This is a genomic window from Dyadobacter chenwenxiniae, from assembly GCF_022869785.1.
Taxonomy (GTDB): Bacteria; Bacteroidota; Bacteroidia; order Cytophagales; family Spirosomataceae; genus Dyadobacter; species Dyadobacter chenwenxiniae.
In genome coordinates, this window is record NZ_CP094997.1 from 5544284 (window position 1) to 5570000 (window position 25717).

The following is a 25717-nucleotide window of genomic DNA, read 5'->3' on the forward strand; positions in this document are numbered from 1 at the left end:
GCCATTTAACATTAGAAATATGCCATGGATCAACAACGCCCTAAAAAAATTTCTCGCTCCGTCCCTCCTACTATTGCTGGCTGGTTTTCAGTCGGTTAATGATGACTTTACCCAGCACATTGCCGCCAAATTGCTGGATTATCGCAGGGTTTTTCCCCAAGAAAAAGCTTATCTGCATCTGGATAAGCCCTATTTTACAACCGGCGACACGCTGTGGTTTAAAAGTTATCTGGTAGAAGGCTCGCTTCACCTTGCCGACAGTGCCAGTAATTTACTGTATGTGGACCTGATCGAGCAGCGGACAGGAAAAAATGTAGCCTTACGGCGGGTGCAGCTATCTGGCGGGATTGGGCATGGGGAAATTGTGCTTGCCGACTCCATTGTAAAAGGCGCTTACACGATCCGGGCTTACACCAATTGGATGCGCAATTTTTCAGAAGATTATTTTTTCCAAAAGGATATCTATCTCTTTGATCCTGAAAACATTGCCGAACCAGCTGCCTCCGCAGCAATTGACCTGAAATTCTTTCCCGAAGGCGGCCAGCTTATTGCAGGCATTAACACCCGCGTTGCATTTAAAGCGGTTGCCGGGAATGGTCTCGGAGAAGATGTAAATGGTTTTATTCTCAACCAAAACAAGGACACGGTGGCTTTTTACAAAAGCGATCACCTGGGAATGGGCCGGTTCCAGTTTGAGCCAAAATCAGGAGATGTTTACGATGCGTTTGCAAAAGGCAAGGACGGGCAGATTTCCCGATTCGATTTTCCCAAAGTGATGGAGAGCGGCTATACAATGATCGTGGACAACCTTTCCAACCCGCTGAAAATGCGCGTAATAGTTTACTGTAAAATGCCGGGAAAACAGGAGTCGGGGATACACATTGTAGGGCATTCCAGAGGCATTGTGGCCTTCGTTGCCAAGGGTAAAGTTACAGCGAAAGGCTTGATGCTGAATTTGCCTACCACAGGACTGCCTGATGGAATTACACATCTGACTCTTTTTGATGAGCAGAGTAAGCCGGTCAGTGAAAGGCTGGTATTTATCAATCATAACAGGAGCCTTAACATTAAAATTATTTCCACTAAAACCACTTACAAGCCGCGTGAAAAAGCAGAGATCGAGATTGCTGTTTCCGATTCTGCGGGGAATCCGGTTGAAGCCGACGTTTCCGTTGCTGTTACGGATGGCGGCCAGATACTGCAACAGCCGAATGATGAAAATATCGTGTCCTACCTGTTGCTTTCATCCGATTTGAGAGGCTTTGTAGAGCAGCCCGCCTATTATTTTGACCCAGCGAAATCGGAGCGTAAAATACATCTGGATTATCTGATGACCACCCAAGGCTGGACGAGGTTTAAATGGGAAGACGTGCTTGCCGACTCCCTTGCCGCACCGCAACGCTTTATTGAACAAGGTGTTACATTGGAAGGTGAAGTCAAGCGTAACAACAAGAAGCTTAATGAAAAAGTAATGCTTTCCATGTATTTGAGCAATGACAGCCTCAATACATTCATGACCTCGGAAACGGATGAAAACGGCCGATTTGGAATATATAACCTTGTTTTCGCGGATTCTTTGAAGATTAGGCTGCAAGGAATGAACAAGAAAGGAAATGCGAATCTTAATTTTCGGCTCGACCCGTTTGCCGCGCCGCGGGCCACCTTCCTAAAAGTGCCATTTTATCCCGTAACGGTGGATGCCAAGCAACTTTTGGAATACCTGAAAAGGGCTGAGCAAGACCAGGAAATAGCGCGGAAAATCAGGCAAAGCCGGGAACGGTTATTGCAGGAGGTGACCATTAAAGGAAAAAAAGAGGTGCAGCGCGATTCGAGGAAAATATACGGCTCAGCAGACGCTTCGATCAAAGTGACGACGCAAATGGCGTCCGGAGGAAGAAGTATTCTCGACATCCTTGCTGGCAGAGTGGCTGGTGTTCAAGTGGTTGGCTCCGGGATGAATGCTTCGGTTTATATCCGCGGAAATCGCGGGGAACCGTTGTTTGTGTTGGATGGCATGCCTGTCGACAAGGATATGATCTCGAACCTGAACACTTTTGATGTGGAGTCCATCGACGTTTTAAAAGGTCCGTCAGCGGCCATTTTTGGAAGTCGCGGAGGTAACGGTGTCATTTCGATTCTGACGAAAAGGGGCAATGAGAATTATGATTATTCGCAGGATGTTGTTCCGGGTGTGCTGGTTTCGAAAATAGCGGGTTTTAATGTTCCAAAAGAATTTTACGCACCAACTTATGAGATTAGCAAGCCGCAGAATGTGAATCCCGACTATCGCTCTACACTTTTCTGGGCTCCTGTTTTGAAGACTAATAAGCAGGGAAAGGCCAGATTTACGTATTTTAATACAGATGCGGTTACAAATATTGACATCCGTGCGGAAGCATTAAGCACAACCGGCATTCCGGGATTCGGGAAAACGAGCTATTCAGTTGATTAATAGACGCATCCTCAGGACTTAGAAAGTCTTCAAAACTTTGCAAGTCTGCTGATTTCCAGATAAGAATACCGTATTTTGAACGTTACTAATCTTATTCGGCCTGTCGACCGGACAAATCATACAGACAAAAATTGATAACTTTGATCTTTAAGTTAAAATGGCTTGTCACGTCTTCGGATCTGACTTTGTTTAGATAGAATTATGAGGACTGAATATATAAAATGGACCCTGCTTATCTGCCTCATTGCGAGGTTGTTTGTCACAGAAAATGTGCAAGCACAGCGTCGCGGTAAGGATCGGGAAAAAGAACCCGAAAAATCGGGAACGACAAGCCTGCGGCTGGAAGAGGAGTCACTGGCGGCAGAAGGAATGAAGTTCATGATGAAAGATGAGCCGGAGCGAGCACTTCCGATCTTTCAAAAGCTGGCGCAGAGCAGCGGAAACGATCCGGCCAGCCATTATTTACTTGCCACGGCGCTTATTAAGCTGGAAAAATACGATGATGCCATTGTTTCCGCAAAAAAGGCCTTCGATCTTGACAAAGAAAATACTTACTATTCACAGCAACTTGCCGAATTGTACGCGAAGCGCCGGAAATATTCCGATGCAGCGCAGATTTACGAAAAACTCTTACAAAAAAATCCGGGAAACATTCAGTACGGTGTTGAGCTGGCCGCCGTGTATGTGTTTAATGATCAGTTTGATAAGGCCATTGAAACGTATAATGTTCTGGAAAAATCATTGGGTGTAACGGAAGAGATTACGCACCAGAAGGAGCAGCTTTATTTGAGACAAAATAACCTGGAAAAAGCGCTTGCGGAGGCAAAAAAATTGATTGCCGCCGAACCAGGTGAAGTGAGTTACCTTGTGGAACTGGCCGAAATGCTCATTGCAAATGAACGGATCGTTGAGGCAGTGGCCCCGCTGGAAGAAGCCCTTAAAGTGAATCCCGATGAGGCGCAGGCGCACGTTTTGCTGGCCGACATATATCGACGAAATGGTGATGTGCAGAAGTGCAATCAGGAATTAAAACTGGTTTTTGCCAATCCTAATCTTGACTCAGACCCCAAAATACGAGTTTTGACTGGTTATCTGACCATGCTCAAAACCGATGCTGAAATTGTGGAAGCGATATCATTAGCCAAACAGCTTTCCGAAACGCATCCGAACGAGTCCCGCACGAATGTGATCTATGCCGATCTGCTTATACGGCAGAATAAAAAGGCTGAGGCGCGTGATTTGTATGCAAAAGCCGCACGGATCGATGGTTCGGTTTTCCAGGTTTGGGGAGCTATTTTACAATTGGATAGTGATCTGAATCAAGTGGATAGCATGCTTGTTCATTCGGAAAAGGCACTTGAAATTTTTCCTAACCAGGGTATTTTCTGGTATTCCAATGGCACTGCACAACTGGCCAAGAAAAACTTTAAAGAAGCACTTTCGTCTTTTGAAGAAAGCCTGAAACTGATTGGCGATAAGCCTGAACTGATCCCGGTCATTCATGCGCAAATGGGCGATGCTTATAATGGTCTGGGTGATCATGAAAAGTCTGATGCTGCCTACGAGCTCTCGTTAAAAGACAATCCCAACAATGATTATGTTTTGAATAATTATAGCTATTACTTGTCCTTGCGTGGTGAAAAGCTTGATCTGGCGTTAAAGATGTCGGCCAAACTGGTTCAGGAACATAAGGATAATCCAACTTACCTGGACACGCATGCCTGGGTGCTGTATGTGCGGAAAGACTATAAAAAAGCGAAGGAGTTCCTGGAAAGGGCAATGGCGGACACCAGCAGCGTAAGTGGCACGATTGTTGAGCATTATGGAGACGTACTTTTCAAACTTGGTGAGCGTGACAATGCCGTTGCGCAATGGAAAAAGGCCAAAAGCATGGGAGAGACGACCGAACTTCTTGACAAAAAAATAGCAACAGGTGCATTACATGAGCAATAAAATTACGGTTTGGATGGTCGCCATCTTTATGATTTCCCTGGCTGCCTGCCACAAGCCCCGTTCCTCCAAAAATAATAATGCTATTCCTTCTGATTCGCTGGTTAATGCTGCCCCCAATTTAGTAGATTCACTTGCGAAAGCTGCACCCGCAGATTCCTCAGCTGCGAATGGATTGGAGGCTGTTAAGGTCAATTCCATTTCTTTTGACTATCTGGTTGCCAAGTCGAAAGTTGATTTCAAGAGTAAATCGCAGGATTTTGATAACACCAATATCAACATCAGGATGAAGAAAGACAGCATTATCTGGCTTTCGGTAACGGGTGTAGGTTTTGAAGTGGCCCGTGGACTTATAACCCGCGATTCCATCGTCTTTATGGACAAAATTCACAAAGATTACTTCGTCTTCAATTACGAGCAACTCAGCAAACAGTATAATTTCGATTTGAATTTTGCGCTTTTACAATCTGTAATAATCGGCAATTTGCCCTTTCCGCAGCAACCGGATTCCCGCTTTGCGAAGGAAAATGAGTTCTTTGTGCTGAAACAGATCGTAGAGCGTTTGCAAGTAGATAATTACATCGGCGAAAGCAACCAGAAGCTTGCGCGGCTCAAAGCAACAGAAGTGCCAACGCAGAACACTTTTACACTGGATTATTCTGATTTTAAGGATGTAAAGAGCTTTCTTTTCCCTTTCACAAGCCACATTGACTTGAATGTCAAGTCACAGAAAGACCAGCAAGTAAATCATACCACTATGCACATTAAGCATAGTAAGGTCGATCTGGTTACACAGAATCCAGGATTTCCGTTTAGCGTACCGGCTTCCTATAAGCGAAAAAGGTAAAAATCAGCAGGTCTGTGGGAGATCATAGGGTCAAAAACCCCAAGTCTGCTTAACTTTGCCTGCCTTTTCCAGGAATTTTGGCCGCAAGAATAAACTGTATGCCCTTTCAAAAACCGTATTTTCGTCGTTTACTATTACTGCTAACGTTCATCTTTTGTACGTCCCTAGGTGCCTACGCGCAAAAAACGCGCGAGCAGCTCGAACGTGAAAAGAGCGAAAACCAGAACAAGATCAAGGAAATTCAAAGTATTTTGCGCCAGACGTCTTCCCAAAAGAATGTCAACCTCGGCCAATTGAAAGCGCTTAACCAGCAAATCAATACATATAAAAAACAAATTGACCTGCTTTCGGATGATCTGGACCTGCTTAACAAGGAGTTAAGGGTTCTCGAGACAAAAAGGCAGTCGCTGGATAGTAGCTTGGCCAAACTGAAAACCGAGTACGGTCATATGATCTATGAGGCTTCAAAAAGGAATGTTTATTTCAATCAATTGGTTTTCCTGTTTTCCTCCGGAACATTCAATCAGCTTGTGCTTCGCTACAAATATCTCAAGCAATATACAGAAGCGCGGCAGGGGCAAGTGAAGGAAATGGAGATCGTCCAGGAACGACTGATGGCCGAACGCAGGCGCATTACTGTGAAGCAAGATCAGCAAAAAACGGTTTTAAACACGCGTGTGACCGAAAGTACAAAACTGGAAGGCCTGAAAACGAAACAAAACGAAGTGATTCAGGAGCTTTCCCAGAAGGAAGTTGAGCTCAGGAAGCAAATTGCTGAAAATAAACGGGCTACGGATTTTCTGGAAGCCAATATTCGTCGTATTGCGGAACGCGAGCGGCGCGAGCGTATAGAGCGTGAGCGCAAGGAAAGGGAAGAAAGAGAGGCCAGGAGAAAGGCTGAACGGGAAAGACTGGCGCGTGAAAATGCAGAACGAGAGAAAAAAGGCGAGGTGGCTGTCGTCGCTGAACCTGAGGAAGAAGCGCCAGTCAGCTCGGGTGGAATGAGCGAGGAAGAAACGACGCTTGCATCATCGTTCACAGCATCGCAAAACAGATTACCCTGGCCGGTGAAAGGATTCGTATCAGGTCACTTTGGTCAGAGGCCGCATGCCGTTTTGAAGGGTGTAATGGTTGATAACCTGGGTGTTGACATTCAGACGACGGCTGGTGAGCCGGTTCGCTCAGTTTATGACGGCGTAGTGCTGGATGTGACGGAAATGCCTGGAATGGGCAATGTTGTAGCGATCCAGCATGGCAATTACATGACGATTTATGCAAAGATGAACGGGGTTACGGTACGAGCCGGACAAAAGGTAAAAGCCCGTGAAAATATCGGCAGAGTGGCCACCGACAGTGATGGCACTTCCGAACTGCAATTCCAGATCTGGAAAAATACGTCGCGTCTCAATCCTGAAAGCTGGCTGATTCACAGGTAAGCCAAGTGGCAGGAATTTATTATTTACTCATTTTGATCCAAGATTATGTCTATCCATACTCCTGATATAAAGCGCGTTACTACCCACATTATTCAGGAAATGAAAACCCGTGGGGAGAAAATATCCTGCCTTACCGCCTATGACTATTCCATGGCTGGCATTGTGGACGCTGCAGGCGTGGAATTGATCCTGGTAGGAGATTCGGCGTCGAATGTAATGGCCGGCCATGAAACGACTTTGCCAATTACGATTGACCAGATGATATACCACGCTACATCGGTGGTAAGGGCTGTAAAAAGAGCATTGGTCGTTGTGGATTTGCCTTTTGGATCATATCAGGGAAATTCACGTGAAGCATTGAATTCGGCGATCCGTATTATGAAGGAGTCGGGGGCGCACGCAGTGAAGCTGGAAGGCGGATTGGAAATAAAAGATTCCATCACCCGCATATTGAGCGCAGGCGTGCCGGTAATGGGGCATTTGGGGCTTACGCCGCAGTCTATTTATAAGTTTGGCACTTACACCGTGCGGGCTAAGCAGGAGGCGGAGGCGCAGAAGTTAATTGAAGATGCGCGGATGCTAGAAGAAGTAGGGTGTTTTTCGGTTGTTTTGGAAAAAATTCCTTCCTCATTAACGAAACAAGTTTCAGAAACAGTTACCATTCCAACGATCGGAATAGGAGCAGGACCGCATGCAGACGGTCAGATTTTGGTTTTGCATGATCTTTTGGGAATAAATAAAGAGTTTAAACCCAGATTCTTACGCCGCTACGCCGATCTGAACGGCGTCATGACGGACGCAATATCAAATTATATAAAAGATGTAAAAGGTAAATCATTTCCAAATGAACAGGAATCATACTAACCTTTTAAAAAGTAAAGAACTAATTATATGTCAAATCGACCATTTCAGATCATATACGAAGACAATCACCTGATTATTGTCAACAAAGAGCCGGGTATCCTGGTGCAGGGAGACGTGACCAGAGACAAATGTCTGCTCGATATGGTGAAAGAATATATTAAGGAAGAATACAACAAACCGGGTGCGGTGTTCCTGGGCACCGTGCACAGGCTGGACAGGCCGGTTAGCGGACTCGTTGTATTTGCAAAAACATCAAAGGCGTTGGAGCGGATGAACGAAATTTTCCGTAAGCGCGATGTTCAGAAAACATATTGGGCGATTGTTAAGAACCGTCCGGCGGAGAAAAAAGGGAAGTTGGTTCATTATCTTTCCAAAGACGAGTCGCGCAATGTTACCACAGCTTACGACTTCGAAAAACCCGGAACACAGCGTGCGGAGCTGTCTTACCGCTGGCTGGGAGAGATCAATAAATTTCATTTGCTGGAAGTAACGCCGGTTACAGGCCGTCCGCATCAGATCCGCGTACAGCTTGCATCGATGAATTGCCCGATCCGCGGTGATGTGAAATATGGTTACCCGGTTGGAAATCGTGATAACAACATTAACCTGCATGCACGCAGACTGTATTTTGAGCATCCTGTGAAAACAGAGCCGATCATTTGCAAGGCAGGAGTCCCTAATGATCCATTCTGGGAAGAATTCTTATCATTGGATAATGACGAAATCAAACCCGAGCATCTGGATTTTCTTTATGAATAAAACCGCCCGATGATCGAGAAACTGAAAGAACGCTGGAATGTACGAAACGGTTGGGATGTGTTAGTCATTCTGATCGTTTTCGCATGTACGGGGTTTTCGGTTTTATATGCAAAACGCGGATTATTTTATTTGATTGGCTTAACACCAGAGTCGCCAGCCTGGCTTCGCTGGACGATTAATATCCTCATTATATTACCATTATACCAAGTCATTTTGCTGGCATGGGGCTGGATTTGGGGAAAATTTGATTTCTTCTGGGAATTCGAAAAACGAATGTTTGCCAGGATTGGAAGCATTTTTAAAAGAAAGAATACAGCGAAGTAGTTGTTCACGCCACGTGCATCTTTCATGTAGTTTTTTCATCCCTGCTGGGATTAATAATTCACACCAACTTTTTGTGCTACCAGTATTACGTCGCTGCCGGCGAATGCTAAATGCCGGTGGCATGTAACAACATTTGCTCGCGTCACCTGCATTTTTCATGTTGTTTCATCCCTGCCGGGATTCAAAAAATCGCCCTACCTTTTTTTGCTACCGATATTACGTCGCTCTGCGACTTGTGTTGCTGCGGGAGGCACGTGATATTTTTTGCCGCGCTAATGCCGGAGGCATACAATATTGGTAGCAATGTCAATAAATCGGAAAACGCACAATGCCAGAGGCGAGTAATATTGGTAGCAATGTCAATGGATTGGAAAATGCGAAATGCCGCAGGCATGTAACGACATTTGTAAATGCGCTCCGCAGAAATTACGGATGAGCAATAATCGCCTGATATTTCTTCCGGGCCTCTTCATAGGCCGCTTCCGCAGCCTTTTTTTCCGCTGCACGGATGTTTGGCTCTTTCATTTTCCAGCATTGATTCAATGTCGCAAGACACCATTCCGCGCTTTTTTTCTCGATAACCGGCTTATTATCGACTTTTATAAAAACCGGATTGGAATGTGAGCTGGGATAAACCCGTATAGCCGCCCAGCCTGATTTAACAGGCTTATAGCTGAATTTCACATTATTCACCGCGCCATCCGCATTAATTTCTGTCGTGTCAACAGCTTCTCCATTCACAATCAACTCAACCCTGACTGTTCTGGATTTTTCGATCCTGGCACGTTCAATGTCCCAGTAAGGCATTAAAATAATAGACGTTTTTGCGATGGTTTCACCGGTGGCATCTTGTTTCTCAGGAAGATAGGCTGCAACATTCGCCGAAATGCTGATCGTTTCGTTGGATTTCACACCAACCTCGCTGTCACCCACACCAGCTTCTTTTCCATTGACCGAAAAATCCATAATGTGCGATTTTCCATCCGAAACATAACTTCTGCCCGATTTGATGGCAGCCACATAATTGTCATAATTATAAGGGCCGCCAGGTTTGAAATAACTCCTTGCCTGGCCAACGCGCGCATCTGTAATGCATGGAAAATCGGTCTCGCCGCTTAGCCGGGGCCGGAAACCGCAGTTTAACGTGTGGTAATACATGTTCAGTTCCCACGGAGCAGGCGTGTCACCGGCGCTGAAAAAGTCTACCAAGTCGTTCGTAACCGTGACAATGTACTCGTTAGCACCGATCCCGTCCATTTTCGGGACAATGTAATTTGGCAACTTATCGGTTGGCTCCAAGGGCTGCAAACCCCAGCCAGAATGCGCATAACCTACAACGCCGCCTTGCGATTTGGCCCAGGAAAGCACGGGCGCAGTCCAGCTGGGCCATTGCTCAATAAGCGTAGTGCCCGGATAATCGTCCTCTTTGATGCGCAAAAGCACAATGTGACCTGAATGCGACGAAGGAAAGCCGGAAACCTCCACATCATTGCGCATAATGTTCTTTTTATCTGACAGCGGATGGTCTTTTCCAGTAAAAAATGTTTTTTGATGATACCAGCTTGGCCCCCAGGCGAGGTTAGCGGCCAGGTTCAGGTCTTCACCCAATGCCTGGCGCCACATATCTTTTGGGTCAACACCCTCGGTCGGGCTGTCGTAATGGCTGCAACCGGCGGCGTGAATGTGATGGTCGGCACTGTGCCAGCCGAGCTTGGTCATTTGTATCCAGCGTTTCAGCTCAAAAGAAACGGTTACGGAATCCTTATTTTCAGGGACAACAATTTCTTTGGTTTGCTTAATATACTCAGGTCCGCGGGTGTAAGTCACCTGATATTTGCCAGCGGGAAGCATGACATGCTCGCCGTCGGCGCGGTAAATCTGAGGCTGAAAGAAGAAGTCAGGATAAGTGTCGAATGCCGCTACGCGACGCGATGGGAGCGGATAGATGCCGGAAAATTTTCCCGAAGCATGCGCCTGTCCGTCGGTGATGAGGAAGGATGCCATAGCAGGTTTACCGTCCACATCTTTGACATCAAACTTCACTTTTACAGCGGGTTTTACATTAAAAAGAATGTGGGTAGAATTCCTGAAACCAAGATCCTGTGAGCCCTGGCCAACATTATAAGCAACCTCAATGTCCCGTTGGCCGGCGTCTTTGGAATAGAGCTGCACAATGGCATATTCCAGTTTAAGGCCCGTCAGATTTTCCTGCAAAGGCGGCCTGGTATACATTTGAATGTCGGCAAACCGGTTCGCTGTTTGTCCCTGTGTCAGTTCGTGTTCTTTCTTGACCTTTGGCTCGAAAGAAGGAGAATGATAGGGTTTTGCAGCATTCGGACTTTCGGCTTGCATCTTAGCCGTAATGCCTGCATCATTGTGAATTTTGACCAGATAACTTGTCCAGCCACCTTGTATTAATGTTGGCTTGGCAGCCCCACGCAACACCTTAACACGCCCTTCTGGGTTGATATCCACCACATTAAGGCAATAGGGATCGAATATTTTTTGTATTTCAACAACCGTTTCCTGTGTCAGCGGCTTGTTGCGCAACGCATTCAGCTTCTTTGCATCGTCCGGTGCCAGCGCATTGCCGGAAAATGTGAGCGCTTCCTGTATCCGCAATGCCTGCGCCAGCAGAGGCTGTGCCTCCACGGCTGTTGCCCGCGTCTGCGCAGTGTGCTCGTGATGCTGTGCAAGCAGCACAAACGGGAAAAAAAGTTGAATGATGAAGAGCGTGGATTTTTTCATATATATGAAAGATCAATCCGCGTCTTTTTTCCTGTTTAATTTCCAGGCAGTGAAGCCTAAATAAACCAGGCTTCCTCTTGCGCCGCCTTTTTTCAACAGACCATTTACATTACTAAAACCTAAGAAAACCGGCCCGAAATGGCCCACAGCACCAATCGATGGGCGATTATTGCCCTTAATGAATGATATTGGAAATGAAAAATCAGAATCTTCGTCCTCAAATCTTGGCGTAATGGTGAAAGCATCGAGCTGATTCAGGTCCAGATATTCGCTGTTTCTGGGTTTGTAGCGTTTTGTTTGAGACAAATTGAGGAAAAAGCCTTTTACCAACTGGATATCAGCTTCCAAGTGAAGCGCCTGCGGGAGTTGGACGTTTTTTTGGAATGTTGTGTCGCGTTCGGACGGAAAGAGCGTCATGAAACCTTCCGGACCTTTATCACTGACATTTTCCAGTTCTTTTTGCCCCACAACAGCCTCAGCTTCCCTCCCCGAAATTACTTTACTGCGTTTCGTTTTGTAGCGTATCGAACCAACGTCGGTTAATGAACCTGAGAGTCGCACAAGATATTCAGGACTTTCGTCGAAAACTTCTTTTGATTTACCCCAATAAGCACCGAGCTCATAAGAAAAACCCAGGTCGTAACCCCAGCCGGAGCCATATTGATCTGAGTTAAAAAGATTCGAAATGCGCATTTTCTTGTTGGGATTGCTGTAACCACTTTCGTAAGCGAAATTGCGGATCACCAATTCGCTGGTCTCATCGGCGCCAGCCAGTGGACGAATATTATAGCGCTCGGCTGAGCCATTCAAATAACCAATTCTTGCTCCAAAAACGCGTTTACCCGTTACTCCAAGCCGTAATTTATGCGCTTCCAGATCCAGTAACTGCACACCATAAGAGACACTTACATCCGAAAAGCTTTGTTGCACAAGGTTGAAGTTACCCCATGGCTGGTCAGTCGGAGGCGTGCTGCCTGTGTCCAGTCTATGGAAATATAATGTCTGAATAGGGTCTGGGAGGTTTTTACCTTGCACAAATCCCCTCGTCCTGAACTGTAAAGCGAGCCCCTGATATTTGCCAATAGCGATCATTGCCGACGGCCAGCGGATTTCACTGACGGTGTAAATCGGATCGTCATTTAGCAAGGAGCCGGTTGTCCGGGAGCGGCCGTATAGTTCTTTGGTGGAATGCGGGATCAGCAGGGGATATAGCAGGGAGTTTTCACCCACAAAATTAAAATACCTGTAATTGATGCTTCCGCCCAATGTTCCAATATTGATCTGCCACTTATGTTTCGGACCGCCAAGGACCGACGGGTTGCGCGTGGCACGGTAAAGGCCTCCATAATTACTTAGTTCGAGCCCCGGAATCTGCTGAGCGTAAGCAGCTTGTGATAAAATGCCAAGGAATAGTGCGAAAGTAAGGACTGTTTTTTTCAATGTTGAGTTTTGTTAGTCAGGGATAACTTCCCGGTTGTATCGTACCGGATCGTTTCCTCTTTGATCAAATGTTGTAATGTTTGTAAAAAATCTTTTTCCGGAATTGTCTCAAAAGCTTTTCCCAGATCGTTGGGTGTTATCGGGTCATTTTGAACTAAAAATGTGACCAAGGCCGTTTCCAGATCCGGGTTTTGAGCTAGCTCAGTCTTCTTGTTTTGAATGCAAATGTCCCAAACTCCACAAGCTTCTGCGTCAAATTCATTGAAATATTCAAGTAAAAGCAAGGTCCGGCAAATGCGGGTGTGAGCAGCATAATGTGCAACAGCGCGCGCCTTTTTAATGTCCCGGTCCTTTTTTCTCTCTATTTCAAAAATGTTTAACGGTAACAATGCTGCCTCATATCGCGGTGTCAGGAAGGTGAGTTGCGGTTTGTTTTTTCTGGGTTCGTAATCGATGATTTCCCGCTCATGCATGAATTTCAGTTTCTTCACAACTTCATTTTCCGGCGCGAAATAGACTTGACCCAGCTCATTTTCGGAAATCCGAACGTATTCCGTAAACAACTCGCCGCCATACATCCTCAGAATTACCTTGATAAACGAATCCATTTCCTGGTAACGTATCTGAAAATCGTATAATTGGCGATTATCAACCAGAAAGTGGATTTTGGAAGCATCATTGAAACTTTCGCTCAGTTGCAGAAATCCTTCTTCTTCGAGCAATTTCAAAGCATAATGGGTTTCATTCACTGCCAGACCAAATATTCCTGTAAACTCTTGTATATCAAAATCAAAACTCACGAATTCCCCGCCTCCTACGGCCAGTTTGTAATAATTTGCGAGCGCTTGATAGACCCTTTTTAAAACTTCTATCGGCGGATATTTCCTCTCCACGCTGGCAGAAAGTTCTTCCAGATCTATATTGGTAAAAAGTGCGACGGCGTAAGCTTTTTGTTCGTCCCGTCCGGCACGGCCTGCTTCCTGATAGTAAGCTTCCAGATTGTCCGGGAGATCGAAATGGATTACAGCGCGCACATCCGGTTTATCAATGCCCATTCCAAAAGCATTGGTAGCAACCACAACTCTGACCTGGTTTTTGATCCACGCTGTCTGTCTGTCGCTTCGCTCGCGGAAAGGCAGTCCTGCATGATAATTTTGTGCGCTGATGCCTTGCCTGCTAAGCCAGTCGGCCAACTCCTTTGTGCGCTTTCGGGTCCGCACATACACGATGGCTGTTCCGGAAACATTCTTTAAGATTTGCAGCAATTTGCGTTCTTTATTTTCCTCCGAAAATGCTGAGTAGGAAAGGTTGGCACGCGCGAAAGATTGTTTGAAAACACGTGCGTTGCGCATTTCCAATTTTTCGAGAATGTCGGCCCTTACTTCTTCAGTGGCAGTTGCGGTAAGCGCCATGACAGGAACTTTTGGAAGTAGCTTCCGAAAATCCGAAATCAGGAGATAAGCCGGACGAAAGTCATAGCCCCAGGCGGAAATACAATGCGCCTCGTCAATGGCGAGCAGGCAAACATTCATTTGCTTAACCCGGGCGATCATTATGTCGGTCCTTAACCTTTCGGGAGAGACGTACAAAAATTTTGTGTGGCCGTGTATGCAATTGTCAAGCGTAATATCAATCTCGTTTTTGCTCATGCCGGAATGAATTGCAGCTGCGGAAACGGACCGGCGTTTGAGCTGTTCCACCTGGTCTTTCATCAATGCGATCAACGGCGTAACCACAATGCAAACGCCCTCCATGGCCAGTACAGGCACCTGGAAGCACACAGACTTACCGCCGCCGGTGGGAAGCAAAACCAGCGTATCAATGCCATTAAGAACTGTTTTAATCGCATCCTCCTGAAAAGGGCGGAAGGTGTCGTAACCCCAATATTGTTTCAGGACAGCGTGAAGGTTGGTCATTCGTTAAATTCTAGTGCGTAGCAAATTGCGATACAAAGTAAGGCCATTATGTTCGTTAAGTAAAGAATTGCGCATTTGCGTTGGATAATATTGTAAATTCCGCCAAAATTCCCGCAACATCCATGAATTCAGGTAACTCAACACATGAGCGATATGTTCGGTATTTGCCGTGGCTTTTTACGATCAGCTTCATCCTGATCACCTTTCTCCCCAGATCGCTCGACGATACAATGTTTATGGATGGGCTGGCTTATGCATCCATTGCACGAAATATGGCCCTGGGCATTGGCTCGTTCTGGCAGCCATTCTTTGCAAATTCATTTTGGTTGCCTTATGATAATGGGCCGTTTTTCTTCGGCCATCCGCCGCTTCAATTTGGTTTACAGTCCATCCTTTTTAGGATAATGGGCGATTCCATCGCCGTGGAGAACATTTATAACCTCATTGTGCTCATCATCTCCGTTTTTCTGATCGTGAAAATATGGCGGAAGTTGTTTCAGGAAACGCCTGATCGTGCGAAATATGCGTGGTTACCCGTTCTTTGCTGGTATGCGATTGTGACGGTTTATTATAGTATTCCAAACAATTTCCTGGATAGCACCATGGCAATTTTTTGCTTGTTATCGTGCTATTTTCAGCTGAGTTTCTTTAAAAGTAAAACCTTTGATCTAACCAAAAGCTTCATTTTTCCTGTTCTCGCGGGCATATGCATTGTGCTGGCTTGCCTGACCAAAGGTCCCGTAGGGTTATATCCGTTAGCATTTTCAATCATTTATGTGGTGGTTTATGATCACTCGATAGCTAAGGCGGGCGTGAAAGTCACAGCCATTGTCTTAGGCACATTTGCAGCCGTTTTCGGCTTGGTTTTGCTTTATCAGCCCGCTTATGTCTTTCTTAAAACCTATTTTCAAGGTCAGGTTGTGCAGGCTTTGTTACAAAAAAGAGAAAAAGCGGGGGAAGGACTGATGGGACATTTCTATTTGGTCAAAGAGCTGCTCCGGAATGTCTACCCGCATCTTGCAATGCTGACAGGGTTGTATTTTATAAGCGCTTCCTATAACATTAAAACTTCGATCAGTAAGGAAACTGCAAGGATTTGCCAGCTTACCTTGCTTGTTGCCGGCTCGGCGATCCTGCCCATGCTGGTAAGTATTAAACAGTATCCGCATTACTTGTTGCCTTCGCTGCCGTTTGTGGCGATCTTCTTTGCCGCGCTTTTTGTGGAAAAAGTACATGCACTAACATTAATCAAAACGAAATTGGCAGTCGCTGGCTTCGCCATAGCAACCGTATGTTGCTGGACTTTTACGGTGATAAAATTGAGGAACTTGGAGCATAATGAAATGGCCGCCAATGCCAAAGAAATCAAGCACTATGTGGCCCGCGCGTCGACGATCGGGATCTGCCAGAATCTTTATCATGATGCCGACATTCACACTTATTTGCAACGCTACCATTCTTTATCATTAACGACAAAAACAGAAAATGCGAAATATGTTTTTGCCGATGCCAACTGCCTGTCTTCCTTTGACTTGACAAAAGATAAGGTTGTGCCACTGGAACACCATTATTTTTTGGTGATCAAGAACCAAAGAGCCCGTGACCACCATGCGGTGTATCATTGAATGTGGTAAAAATGTTACCTTTGCCACTATATTCTAACTATTCTCTATGCGCACGCTTATCTTCTTTGTTAGTGTTATAATGCTTTCAGGTTGCTCGGTATCCCATTATTTAAAACGAGAATTAAAAAATTCCACAGTCCTTGGCCAGCAGCATTCGGGCGTTTCCATTCAGAACCTTAGTGGGAAAAAAGAGCTGGCGGCTTATCAAAGCGACAAATATTACAACCCTGCATCCAACACCAAGTTATTCAGTTATTATGCAGGCTTATGTGCGCTGGGCGATTCAATTCCCGGTTTGGAATATTTGGAATGGGGCGAATTGCTGATCATACGCGGCACCGGTGACCCATCACTTTTACATCCCGATTTGCCTGACAGCAAGGTTTTTGAATTCCTGAAAAACAGAAAAGAGCCGATCTTTTTCACTCCCCATAATTTTGAAAATAAGCGATTCGGTCCGGGTTGGGCGTGGGACGACTATAATGATTACTATCAGACGGAAGTTTCGCCGTTGCCTGTTTACGGCAACATTGCCCGCTTTTCGGGAAACGAGTCTCCAGTTGAGAGTGCTGCGGAAGAGGCTTCTCCCGGAAAAGCCGCTCAGCCGTTCCAGGTGTCTCCTGCATTTTGGAGCAAGGCGATGGTTTTAGATACAACGGCGTCGGGCATTGAGCGGGAGGAATCGCAGAACTTGTTCCATCATTCCAAACTCGGTGTGCCGCAAGGACTTATGCAGGACGTTCCCGTGCATATGACGAATGCAGTTACCATTCAATTGCTGAGCGACACATTGAAAAAGGAGATCAAGCTGATCAACATTCCACTGGAAATTGAGCTCCGGAAAGTCAACAGCATTCCGTCCGATTCCCTTTACAAACGCATGATGCAGGTGAGTGATAACATGCTGGCAGAGCAGTTAATGTTGCTTTACGCTTCCGCAAACGGCCTGCCATTGAACACGGAGAAAGCCATAGCACACGCCATTGAGCATCATATGAGTGATTTCCCCGATAAACCGATTTGGAAAGATGGCTCCGGGCTGAGTCGTTATAACCTGTTTACACCCCGGACGATTACTGCGTTACTGCAAAAAATTTATCAGAAAGTGCCGCAGGAAAAGTTATTTCAAATTCTTCCTGCCGGCGGAAAAACAGGCACATTGAGTAACCAGTTTAAAGCAGAATCGCCATTTGTCTTTGCGAAAACAGGAAGTTTCAGCAATAATTACTGTCTGAGCGGTTATATCATTACGAAGAAAGGGAAAACATTCGTTTTTAGCTTTATGAATAACAACTTCATCCGGCCAAGCGGGGAAATCAGGAAAGAGGTGGAGCGCATACTAACTGGCTTACACCAGAAATTTTAGGGCTAATTGGTTTCATTCCAGGTTGTGCCGGTGCAGAATATCCTATTCCTGCCATTTTTTCTGATTAGTAGATAGACGGAGTAGGCTCCCGGCTCGATCGTAGCGAGGTGGAAACTGGCGAAAGCTCCCTTATTGAAATACATTCCCCGGCGTAGCGTCGTCTTCAATGGCACGGCGGCTTGATTGGGCGGAGAAGTGTAAACGTGATCTTTTGATTTCAAAACCACATATGCACCGTCCGAATAATCTTTCACCGGCTTGAAAAAGTCCTGTTCAAAGTTGACTATAAGGAAATTACCGGATTTAGTAATCAGGTCGGGGCTATATATACTGTCACAGATTACTTTGCTCGAATTCATCCTTGGATTCCAGCCTTCCGCCAGAGGATCAGCGGAGTTGTAATAAGCTCTTATTTTTTCAAAATGTTTCTGGTCCATGGAAAACATTCTGATGCCAAGCCAATCTGCATTATAACGTGCATTAAATTCCTGGGAAATAGCGGAGCGGCGGTAATTTACAGCTTCTGCAAAATTGCTGTGCAGAATAACCAGGTTCAAAACCACAACCGTCACAAGCAAAACAGGAGACAGGCGGACCCTGGAATGCTTGTTTTTCAGACTTAGAAAGGCAAAATACAAAGCAATGCAGCACATCGTGGAATACATCCGGTAACGTCCTTTGAACATGCCGGCAAATGTGTCCGTCGGAATCCGTTTATAGGTCAGCGCAAGCGTGGTTATGCCAATGAAAATGATAACAGAAAGCGCGAATATGGCCGTCCGGTTGTCATATTTTGACCTTAGCCAAGCAGCATTCCAAAGGGGCATTGTTTGTTTGGAATATAATAAAACGAACGCAATCACCAGCAACATCCCGAACGCCGAGGCGATATACATGGTGGAAAGCGGAACGCTGTAAGCGCTTAATGTGGCAATGGAACCGATGAAGCCGAATAATCCGAAAAAGCCTTCTTTTACTTGCAGCGGATTGGAAAAGCTGAGATTCTGCGTGATGGGCGTGAAATCGAGGAAATAAATGAGTGCTACGAATGCAGTAAAAAGTACGGTGGTGAAAAACTGGTTCCGGCGGCCGGTGATGAGGAACATGAGTGCAATCACCGGCAAAACCATTAAGCCATTTCCATATGTAAATGTGGCAGCCACAGCGAAAAGCAAGCTGATAAAAACCCGTTTTGGATGGTAGGCAGCAAAATAAAGAGCAGAAAGCACAAAAAGGATAACGCCGAAGTTGCAAAGCGAGCTGACGCCCCAAAAGATATTTTCGTAAGATTGAATGTTAAACCAAAGCCACAAAACGGGCACAAAATACCAGATAGAAAGGTGCAGTTTTTGAAATACTTTGTAAAAAATAAATGCGCACAACCCCCAGCAAATGTTGGCGACGATCATTAACCAGACGAGGTTAACACGGCCAAAAATATCGTAGAAAAGCAGAATAACAGAGCGGGAAAAAACGAGGCGGTGCTCGGGAAACAATGTGGTAAGGAGTTTCCAGCGCTCGGGCCAGGTTGCGTTTTCAAACTCAGGGATGATGCCGAAGACGAGGATGTCGTCGAAGGCTACGTAATTGACATTCAGTGCAATAGACTTGAAAACCCAGATATAGAGAATAATGGGAATGATACAAAACAAGAATGCCAGCCAGATCTTATTCCGGATGAAGCCTAAGAAGGTCAAAAACATATTTCAATTTATTCGTGCCGGGAATCCAGCACGCAAATAAGCAGGTGATCGAGGATTTTCAACCATTCGGGGCTTTAATTTTCGGTTTCCTCTTCCGCTGAGGCACGCGGATCTTTGGTATAATCGTAAAGAAGTTTGCCTTTTTCATCCCATTCCCGCAGCACAAATGGCTCAAATTCTTCGTCCCAGCCTGATTTTGGATATTGAATTTCCTTTTTACGTTGGCGACGGAATTGATAATATTCAACCCAGCGTCCGATTTTCGCACCGCCGTCATATTTACCGCTTACTGCAAGCTGGCCTTCTTTATAAAACTGCATATACTCGCCCTCAACCTGCCCGAACATGACCGGCAAAACCTCTTTGATTTGACTATGCGCTGAATCATAATAAGTTATGCGCGATTCAGCCGGGAAACCATGATCCCAAACAGATTTATCGATCAGGTTGAATTTCGTATCGTATTTTACCCAACGGCCATCTTTTACGCCCATATAGTAGAAGCCTTCCTCGATCAGATTTTCTCCATTATACTTTTTATAAGAGCCGTGAAGTGGCAATGCCTGTTCCTTATCCTTGATGAGTGCAGAGCTTAATTTTTTGCCTTTCCTATCGTACCAGCGCGTATTTGCACCCAGGACGTATTGGTTCAAAGGCTTGTATTCCTTCAAAACATGGAAATATTCAACCGTAGCACGGTCGCCGCTTCCATATTTGACGGACATGCTTTGCATAGGAATGCCTTCATATTGCACCTTTGCCAGCTTGGCCTTTTCCTTCTTGCTTTTGCGCTCCTTCTTTTGACTTTTAAATTCTTTAACTTTTAAACCAAGGTCCGGAATGGTCTCGCCAAACAATGTAGACAGGCTTGTAGATTTACCGTCAGCCCCCCCCGTGGATACGCCCGGCGTGGATACGCCCGGAAAAGATGCGCCAACGACGGGATCCAGGCCGGATACAAATGATTTAAGTCCTTTGGAGCGATTGACCGTATCCTTCTTAACGGTTTCTTTTGGCAACCAGGAAGGCGTTTCTTTGCTTTGTTCCGTTTGCCCTAATGCCGTTTCTGCGTAAATAAGTGCGAAAAGGCACGAGAAAAGAATAACTCTTTGCATGTGTATTGAATTTTTCTTCAGAGCAAGATTGTTACTTTTGTAACGAATTGATCATTTCTATATTGATTATCAACGCACAAATTTAAAAAAATCGCAGTGGAAAAAAGTGCAAAAATTTATATCGCCGGACATCGAGGGATGGTGGGCTCCGCCATTCATCGTAAATTAGTGAAAGAAGGTTTTGATAATTTTCTGCTCAGGACCTCCTCAGAGCTGGATTTGCGGGATCAAAGTGCGGTCAGAAACTTTTTTGAAGCCGAACGACCTGAATATATTTTTCTAGCAGCGGCAAAAGTGGGCGGCATTATGGCCAATAATATTTACAGGGCCGAATTTTTGCACGATAATTTATTGATCCAAAACAATGTTATCGACAGTGCTTATCGCACAAATGCTAAAAAGCTGATGTTTTTGGGTTCAAGCTGCATTTATCCGAAGCTGGCGCCGCAACCGCTTCATGAAGATTCGCTGCTAACCGGGCTTTTGGAGCCGACAAACGAACCTTATGCAATTGCCAAAATTGCCGGAATAAAAATGTGCGAAGCTTATCGCGCACAATATGGTTGCAATTTCATCTCCGTCATGCCTACCAACCTGTACGGCCCGAATGATAATTATGATCTGAACAATTCACACGTGCTTCCCGCAATGATCCGAAAATTCCACGAAGCGAAGGAGGAAAACAAGCCATTTGTTGAGCTTTGGGGCACGGGATCGCCATTAAGAGAATTTTTGCATGCTGATGACCTCGCCGATGCCTGCTATTTTCTCATGCAGAACTACGACGAAGCTGGATTCCTGAATGTTGGCGTAGGCGCAGATGTTTCTATAAAAACACTCGCCGAAATGATCCAGCGTGTAACCGGTTACACTGGGGAAATTCACTGGAACACGGATAAGCCAGACGGCACACCACGCAAATTGATGGATGTAAGCAAGCTGCACGCGCTGGGCTGGAAACATCGCGTGGAATTGGAAGACGGAATAGCGGTTACTTATCAGGATTTTCTGGAAAAAATAGAAACTTACGCTGTTTAACCCAGTTGAAGGCAAAGGGTTACAATTGTGAAAAGCCTAATAATTAGCTACTAAATTCTATTTTAGCCTACGATAATTCTATTTTTTGACAAATTTTCAGTATATAATTGTAAGATTCTTCGGGAAACTAATTAGTTTTGCAGCGTCCTAAAAAAGGGGCAATATAAAACCTTAGTCATAGAGAAATGTCGGCCATTATTAAGTTAGACCAGATAGACCGTAAAGTACTGGAGATTCTACAAACGAACGCTAAAATAACCAACGCGCAATTGTCCAAAGAAATAGGCTTATCGCCTGCGCCAACTTTGGAGCGTGTCAAAAAACTAGAGCAATCAGGAATTATCAAAAGCTATCATGCGCAATTGGAGCCGGAAAAAGTCGGCTTGGGCGTAAGCACATTTGTGCAAATTTCCCTGGTTGGCCACAGAAAAGCAGTTACAGAGTCTTTCGTTGAAAAGATACATGCAATCCCGGAAGTAATTGAATGTCACCACATTACTGGAACAGGCGATTTTCTTCTTCGCGTGATTTCAAAAGACATCAGCACATATCAGAAATTAATGCTTGAAAAAATAAATGAGATTGAAGAAGTAGCCAGCACACAAACGATGGTAATTCTTTCCACATTTAAAGAAAGCAAAGTGTTGCCAATCCCTTGATAGGGATAAAAACACTGACCAAATAAAAAGCGCCGGATGATGAATTCCGGCGCTTTTTATTTGGTATGCCATTATTTCTATTGATGTTGCTCGCGCAGCAGATCATTTACCGTTTTCACCGGATTGAATGTGATCAGCGGCACTTCTACAAACAACGTGTTCCAATCCGCCATTGCGCCGTTCCACAATCCAGGCAGTTCCTGTGCTTTGAGCTCTTTACCGTCTTTGGATTTTCCTGTAATGAAGCCGGTTAGCGGATCGCGAAATTTTTTCAGATCATACAATTCGCCTTTGCTGTTCTTAACTGCGCAAACCAGGTCCACTGGATTAAAGTGTGTTGAGTTTTTGAAAATGCTGTTTTGACCCTCATCATCCACATCCACCTGCGCCGATTCCACGATTTGCAAAGACGAAGAACCGTCCGCATTCTCAGCCCAAAATGGACCGCCGCCCGGCTCTCCCTGGTTTTTCACCATTCCGCAGGCACGCAATGGCCGGTCTAGTTTCTTTTGAAAATAAATAGCTTTCTGATCGTCAGACCATGAGTCGAAATCAGCCGGTGGCACAACGCATAGTTCTGTTCTGAAAAACGTGTCCAATTCGCTTAGTAATGATGCATTAGCCTGATTTTTCAGGTTTTCAAGATAGGCGAAAATGCGTTTTTGATAACTTAAAACAATTCCTGCAAGTGCTTTCTTGTAAGTAATGGTGTCCTGCTTAATTCTGTCCGGGACAACATTATCAATGTTTTTGATAAAAATAATGTCCGCATCCAACTGTCCCAGATTATCCAGCAATGCGCCATGGCCAGCAGGACGGAACAATATACTGTCGTCTTTTTCCCGGAAGGGCGTGTTATCGAGGTTAACGGCAATTGTATCCGTTGCGCTTTTCTGTTCTGAAAAAGAGACGATATATCTCACCCCAAACTCAGTTTGGTAACTCGGCAGCACTTCAACAACCAGTTTTTCAAACTTATCGCGGTGCTCAGGCGAAACCGTGAAATGGATCTGCACATTGCTTCCTGCATTGGCATACTTGGCGCCTTCCACCAAATGTTCTTCCAAAGGTGTCCTCGAACGGTCTGCGTAATTATGGAATTTGAGCAAACCTTTTGGCAACTCGCCGTAGCCCAATCCTTTGTTAGTAAGGAAATAAGAGGCAATAGTTTTTTCATCCGCCGTTTCAATGTTGTTACCGTCCGCAGCCAGGGAAGTTTTCAAATCCTCATAAAACGCGAAGTCTTTTAATTTGGCAAAAAATTCTTCAACAGATTTGTCCTTTTTATTATCCTGCAAAAAGCCAAAAAGGGATTTAAACATTCTTGTGGCGGCACCGGAAGCGGGAACAAACTTCAAGAGCGCAATTTCTCCCTCAGACGCGCTTTTATCGAATTCACTGATTACTGTGGCAATCTGTTCATCGGTGAGGCGGATTATTCCGTCGCCGACTGTGGCTGCTTTTGAAAGTTGTAGGAAGGGGAATCCGTTTACAAAATAATTAACTTGTTCTTCTACTGTGGCAATATCGCTTCCGCGTTCTTGTATTTGTATAATGTCTTTTTCTATAAACATATAACTGTTGATTAATGGTGAAGTTTTAGGGAATCGCTTTGATTATTTATTTTGTGTGGGAAGGTAAATCAATAAAGCTGACGACAAACATACTATAACTATGCGAAGAGATTTATTTCAGAATTCGGAGCTTGGCGAAGCTTAGCAATAAAGTTTTTTCCCCTACAAGATTAAAATTGACAGTTGCCTTGCGGTCCGTGCCATTCACATCCATTCGCGTCACTTCTCCAAAACCGAATTTTAAATGTTCCACCTTATCACCCTCTTTCAGATCAAATGTATCGCTGGCAACAAAATGTTCGGATGGCGTATGCGCGACTGTTGTGCTGGACGGCGTTGGAGCAGGCTTTCTTTGTGTCAAATTTCGGGCAAAGGAGGTTACCGGACTCACACTTTCCCGTGTAGGCGCTCCGTGAAGCATATTGGAAACATTCAGGAAATGGGGATCAACTTCGAGCAAGAAACGGCTTGGTTCGCACATTTTCAGTCTTCCCCATTGATAACGGCTTTCCGCGTAGGAGAATGAAAGTTTCTTTTCAGCGCGTGTAATGGCTACATAAAACAACCTTCTTTCTTCTTCCAGGTCTTGGCGGCTTTCAAGCATCATCTGGCTTGGAAAAAGGTCTTCTTCCAAACCTACTATAAATACATTCCGGAATTCAAGGCCTTTTGCGGAGTGAATGGTCATCATCGTAACGCGGTCGTTATCATTATTATCGTCCGGCTCGTCAGCGTTAGTTAATAAGGAAACGGATTGGAGGAAAGCGCTTAATGTCTTGTCTTCGGTTTCTTCATTATCCACAAATTCCTTGATCCCGTTGAGCAACTCCTGGACGTTTTCGTAGCGGGAAAGTCCTTCTACTGTTTTGTCCTCATACAATTCCCGCAAGATCCCGGAAGTCTTCGCAATATGCGCCGAAACCTCGTAAGCATCCTTTCCTTCTTCGATCAGGATTTTAAAGCTTTTGATCAAAGTTGCGAATTGCTCAATGGGCGTAATGGTCCTGCCACTCGCATATTTGCCGATGTTAGCAACAACTTCCCAGATCGCAATGCCGTTTTCAGACGCCGCAACGGCAATTTTTGCCACCGTTCCATCGCCTATGCCCCGTTTTGGAAGGTTAATAATGCGTTTGAATGCTTCTTCGTCACGTTGGTTTACGGTAAAACGCAAGTAAGCGAGCAGATCCTTGATTTCTTTTCTTTGATAAAAAGACTGGCCGCCGACTATGCGATATTTAATGCCAAGCTTACGAAGCGCTTCCTCAAAGGAACGGGACTGCGCATTGGTCCTATATAGGATAGCAAAATTTTCATTTCGCAGCGCTTTCGACATTTTCTCTTCGAAAATTGCCGTCGCTACCAAACGCCCTTCTTCATTATCCGATCCTGCCTTTATTACATCTATTAACGAACCTTCTTCATTATCCGTAAATGTCCGCTTTTCCAGCTGCGCCTTGTTTCTCGCAATCACCGAATTGGCCGCATTAACGATAACTCCGGTTGAGCGATAGTTTTGTTCCAGTTTGATAACTCTTACGTCCGGGAAGTCCTTTTCAAAATTCAGAATGTTCTCAATGTTCGCCCCGCGGAAGGCATAGATGCTTTGCGCATCGTCACCCACTACCACGATGTTCCTGTGAACAGCCGAAAGTTTTCGGGTAATCAGATACTGCGAAACGTTTGTATCCTGGAACTCATCCACCATCACATGCTGAAATTTGTGCTGGTACTTATATAGTACATCAGGGAAATCGCGAAAAAGGATATTGGTATTAAAAAGCAGGTCATCAAAATCCATCGCATTGGCCTGAAAGCACCGCATTACGTATGTTTTGTACAACCGGCCGATCTCTTTCATCTTGGCAGCTTCATCATCAGCCTGGATTATGGGGTTAGCA

18 protein-coding genes (1 of these 18 only partly in view) are annotated in these 25717 nt (G+C 45.1%); 11 read left to right on the forward strand and 7 right to left on the reverse strand.

Features of this window, described 5'->3' with window-relative positions; genetic code table 11:
- The first annotated feature begins 19 nt into the window (after positions 1-19).
- The 7 genes from MUK70_RS23750 (at position 20) to MUK70_RS23780 (ending at position 8632) form a co-directional block, all read left to right on the forward strand.
- Positions 20-2452, forward strand: coding sequence for a TonB-dependent receptor plug domain-containing protein (locus tag MUK70_RS23750; RefSeq protein WP_234658732.1), 2433 nt, complete (start codon positions 20-22; stop codon positions 2450-2452).
- A gap of 201 nt (positions 2453-2653) precedes the next feature.
- Positions 2654-4405: a tetratricopeptide repeat protein gene (locus tag MUK70_RS23755; protein WP_234658730.1), complete on the forward strand. Its 1752-nt coding sequence runs from the start codon at positions 2654-2656 to the stop codon at positions 4403-4405.
- Complete coding sequence (gene lolB1, locus MUK70_RS23760) at positions 4395-5249, forward strand: lipoprotein insertase outer membrane protein LolB1 (RefSeq protein ID WP_234658728.1); 855 nt, start codon at positions 4395-4397, stop codon at positions 5247-5249. The genes MUK70_RS23755 and lolB1 overlap by 11 nt, the downstream gene beginning before the upstream one ends.
- Before the next feature lie 98 nt (positions 5250-5347).
- Complete coding sequence (locus tag MUK70_RS23765) at positions 5348-6685, forward strand: murein hydrolase activator EnvC family protein (RefSeq protein ID WP_234658727.1); 1338 nt, start codon at positions 5348-5350, stop codon at positions 6683-6685.
- Between the two features lie 45 nt (positions 6686-6730).
- Entirely contained in the window at positions 6731-7549 is an 819-nt protein-coding gene (gene panB, locus MUK70_RS23770) for a 3-methyl-2-oxobutanoate hydroxymethyltransferase (protein ID WP_234608725.1), read from the forward strand.
- A 27-nt stretch (positions 7550-7576) separates the two neighbouring features.
- A complete protein-coding gene (locus MUK70_RS23775; protein ID WP_234658726.1) occupies positions 7577-8308 on the forward strand; it encodes an RluA family pseudouridine synthase in 732 nt (243 codons plus the stop codon).
- Positions 8309-8317: 9 nt separating this feature from the next.
- Entirely contained in the window at positions 8318-8632 is a 315-nt protein-coding gene (locus MUK70_RS23780) for a DUF6787 family protein (protein WP_234658725.1), read from the forward strand.
- A gap of 426 nt (positions 8633-9058) precedes the next feature.
- On the opposite strand, the gene MUK70_RS23785 is transcribed toward MUK70_RS23780, so the two are convergent.
- The 3 genes from MUK70_RS23785 to MUK70_RS23795 are packed head-to-tail and all read right to left on the reverse strand — an operon-like array spanning position 9059 to position 14736.
- Positions 9059-11380: a CehA/McbA family metallohydrolase gene (locus MUK70_RS23785; protein ID WP_234658724.1), complete on the reverse strand. Its 2322-nt coding sequence runs from the start codon at positions 11378-11380 to the stop codon at positions 9059-9061.
- Positions 11381-11392: 12 nt separating this feature from the next.
- Positions 11393-12820 (reverse strand): DUF5723 family protein, encoded by a 1428-nt coding sequence (locus MUK70_RS23790; RefSeq protein ID WP_234608720.1) that lies wholly within the window; start codon positions 12818-12820, stop codon positions 11393-11395.
- The gene (locus tag MUK70_RS23795) at positions 12817-14736 is read right to left on the reverse strand and encodes a RecQ family ATP-dependent DNA helicase (protein ID WP_244784512.1); all 1920 of its coding nucleotides are present in this window, start codon (positions 14734-14736) and stop codon (positions 12817-12819) included. Before MUK70_RS23795 ends, MUK70_RS23790 begins: the two co-directional genes overlap by 4 nt.
- Positions 14737-14858: 122 nt before the next feature.
- Between MUK70_RS23795 and MUK70_RS23800 the strand changes: the two genes are divergently transcribed.
- Both MUK70_RS23800 and dacB read left to right on the forward strand, forming a co-directional pair.
- Positions 14859-16361, forward strand: coding sequence for an ArnT family glycosyltransferase (locus MUK70_RS23800; RefSeq protein WP_234658722.1), 1503 nt, complete (start codon positions 14859-14861; stop codon positions 16359-16361).
- A gap of 46 nt (positions 16362-16407) precedes the next feature.
- Positions 16408-17727, forward strand: coding sequence for a D-alanyl-D-alanine carboxypeptidase/D-alanyl-D-alanine endopeptidase (dacB, locus tag MUK70_RS23805; RefSeq protein ID WP_234658721.1), 1320 nt, complete (start codon positions 16408-16410; stop codon positions 17725-17727).
- Positions 17728-17729: 2 nt separating this feature from the next.
- Here dacB and MUK70_RS23810 read toward each other — a convergent pair whose 3' ends face one another.
- Both MUK70_RS23810 and MUK70_RS23815 read right to left on the reverse strand, forming a co-directional pair.
- Positions 17730-19430 carry a hypothetical protein gene (locus tag MUK70_RS23810; RefSeq protein WP_234658720.1) on the reverse strand — a complete coding sequence of 567 codons (1701 nt, stop codon included), beginning with the start codon at positions 19428-19430 and terminating at the stop codon, positions 17730-17732.
- A 74-nt stretch (positions 19431-19504) separates the two neighbouring features.
- Positions 19505-20545 carry a toxin-antitoxin system YwqK family antitoxin gene (locus MUK70_RS23815; RefSeq protein WP_234658718.1) on the reverse strand — a complete coding sequence of 347 codons (1041 nt, stop codon included), beginning with the start codon at positions 20543-20545 and terminating at the stop codon, positions 19505-19507.
- A 96-nt stretch (positions 20546-20641) separates the two neighbouring features.
- On the opposite strand from MUK70_RS23815, the gene MUK70_RS23820 reads away from it, so the two are divergent.
- Both MUK70_RS23820 and MUK70_RS23825 read left to right on the forward strand, forming a co-directional pair.
- Positions 20642-21583: a GDP-L-fucose synthase family protein gene (locus MUK70_RS23820; RefSeq protein WP_256464057.1), complete on the forward strand. Its 942-nt coding sequence runs from the start codon at positions 20642-20644 to the stop codon at positions 21581-21583.
- A 185-nt stretch (positions 21584-21768) separates the two neighbouring features.
- Entirely contained in the window at positions 21769-22242 is a 474-nt protein-coding gene (locus MUK70_RS23825; protein ID WP_015813234.1) for an Lrp/AsnC family transcriptional regulator, read from the forward strand.
- 77 nt (positions 22243-22319) lie between these two features.
- Here MUK70_RS23825 and MUK70_RS23830 read toward each other — a convergent pair whose 3' ends face one another.
- A complete protein-coding gene (locus MUK70_RS23830; RefSeq protein WP_234658717.1) occupies positions 22320-23816 on the reverse strand; it encodes a DUF4301 family protein in 1497 nt (498 codons plus the stop codon).
- Between the two features lie 112 nt (positions 23817-23928).
- Positions 23929-25717 carry the 3' portion of an ATP-dependent helicase gene (locus MUK70_RS23835; protein WP_234658716.1) on the reverse strand. It continues 476 nt past the right edge of the window, so only the last 1789 of its 2265 coding nucleotides appear in the window; the start codon falls outside the window, past its right edge; its stop codon occupies positions 23929-23931.

Bases quoted from the DNA above. Each gene is read 5' to 3' on its own strand.
- MUK70_RS23750 (WP_234658732.1), top strand. From the start codon at position 20: ATGCCATGGATCAACAACGCCCTAAAAAAATTTCTCGCTCCGTCCCTC.
- MUK70_RS23755 (WP_234658730.1), top strand. From the start codon at position 2,654: ATGAGGACTGAATATATAAAATGGACCCTGCTTATCTGCCTCATTGCG.
- lolB1 (WP_234658728.1), top strand. From the start codon at position 4,395: ATGAGCAATAAAATTACGGTTTGGATGGTCGCCATCTTTATGATTTCC.
- MUK70_RS23765 (WP_234658727.1), top strand. From the start codon at position 5,348: ATGCCCTTTCAAAAACCGTATTTTCGTCGTTTACTATTACTGCTAACG.
- panB (WP_234608725.1), top strand. From the start codon at position 6,731: ATGTCTATCCATACTCCTGATATAAAGCGCGTTACTACCCACATTATT.
- MUK70_RS23775 (WP_234658726.1), top strand. From the start codon at position 7,577: ATGTCAAATCGACCATTTCAGATCATATACGAAGACAATCACCTGATT.
- MUK70_RS23780 (WP_234658725.1), top strand. From the start codon at position 8,318: ATGATCGAGAAACTGAAAGAACGCTGGAATGTACGAAACGGTTGGGAT.
- MUK70_RS23785 (WP_234658724.1), bottom strand. From the start codon at position 11,380: ATGAAAAAATCCACGCTCTTCATCATTCAACTTTTTTTCCCGTTTGTG.
- MUK70_RS23795 (WP_244784512.1), bottom strand. From the start codon at position 14,736: ATGACCAACCTTCACGCTGTCCTGAAACAATATTGGGGTTACGACACC.
- MUK70_RS23800 (WP_234658722.1), top strand. From the start codon at position 14,859: ATGAATTCAGGTAACTCAACACATGAGCGATATGTTCGGTATTTGCCG.
- dacB (WP_234658721.1), top strand. From the start codon at position 16,408: ATGCGCACGCTTATCTTCTTTGTTAGTGTTATAATGCTTTCAGGTTGC.
- MUK70_RS23810 (WP_234658720.1), bottom strand. From the start codon at position 19,430: ATGTTTTTGACCTTCTTAGGCTTCATCCGGAATAAGATCTGGCTGGCA.
- MUK70_RS23815 (WP_234658718.1), bottom strand. From the start codon at position 20,545: ATGCAAAGAGTTATTCTTTTCTCGTGCCTTTTCGCACTTATTTACGCA.
- MUK70_RS23825 (WP_015813234.1), top strand. From the start codon at position 21,769: ATGTCGGCCATTATTAAGTTAGACCAGATAGACCGTAAAGTACTGGAG.
- MUK70_RS23830 (WP_234658717.1), bottom strand. From the start codon at position 23,816: ATGTTTATAGAAAAAGACATTATACAAATACAAGAACGCGGAAGCGAT.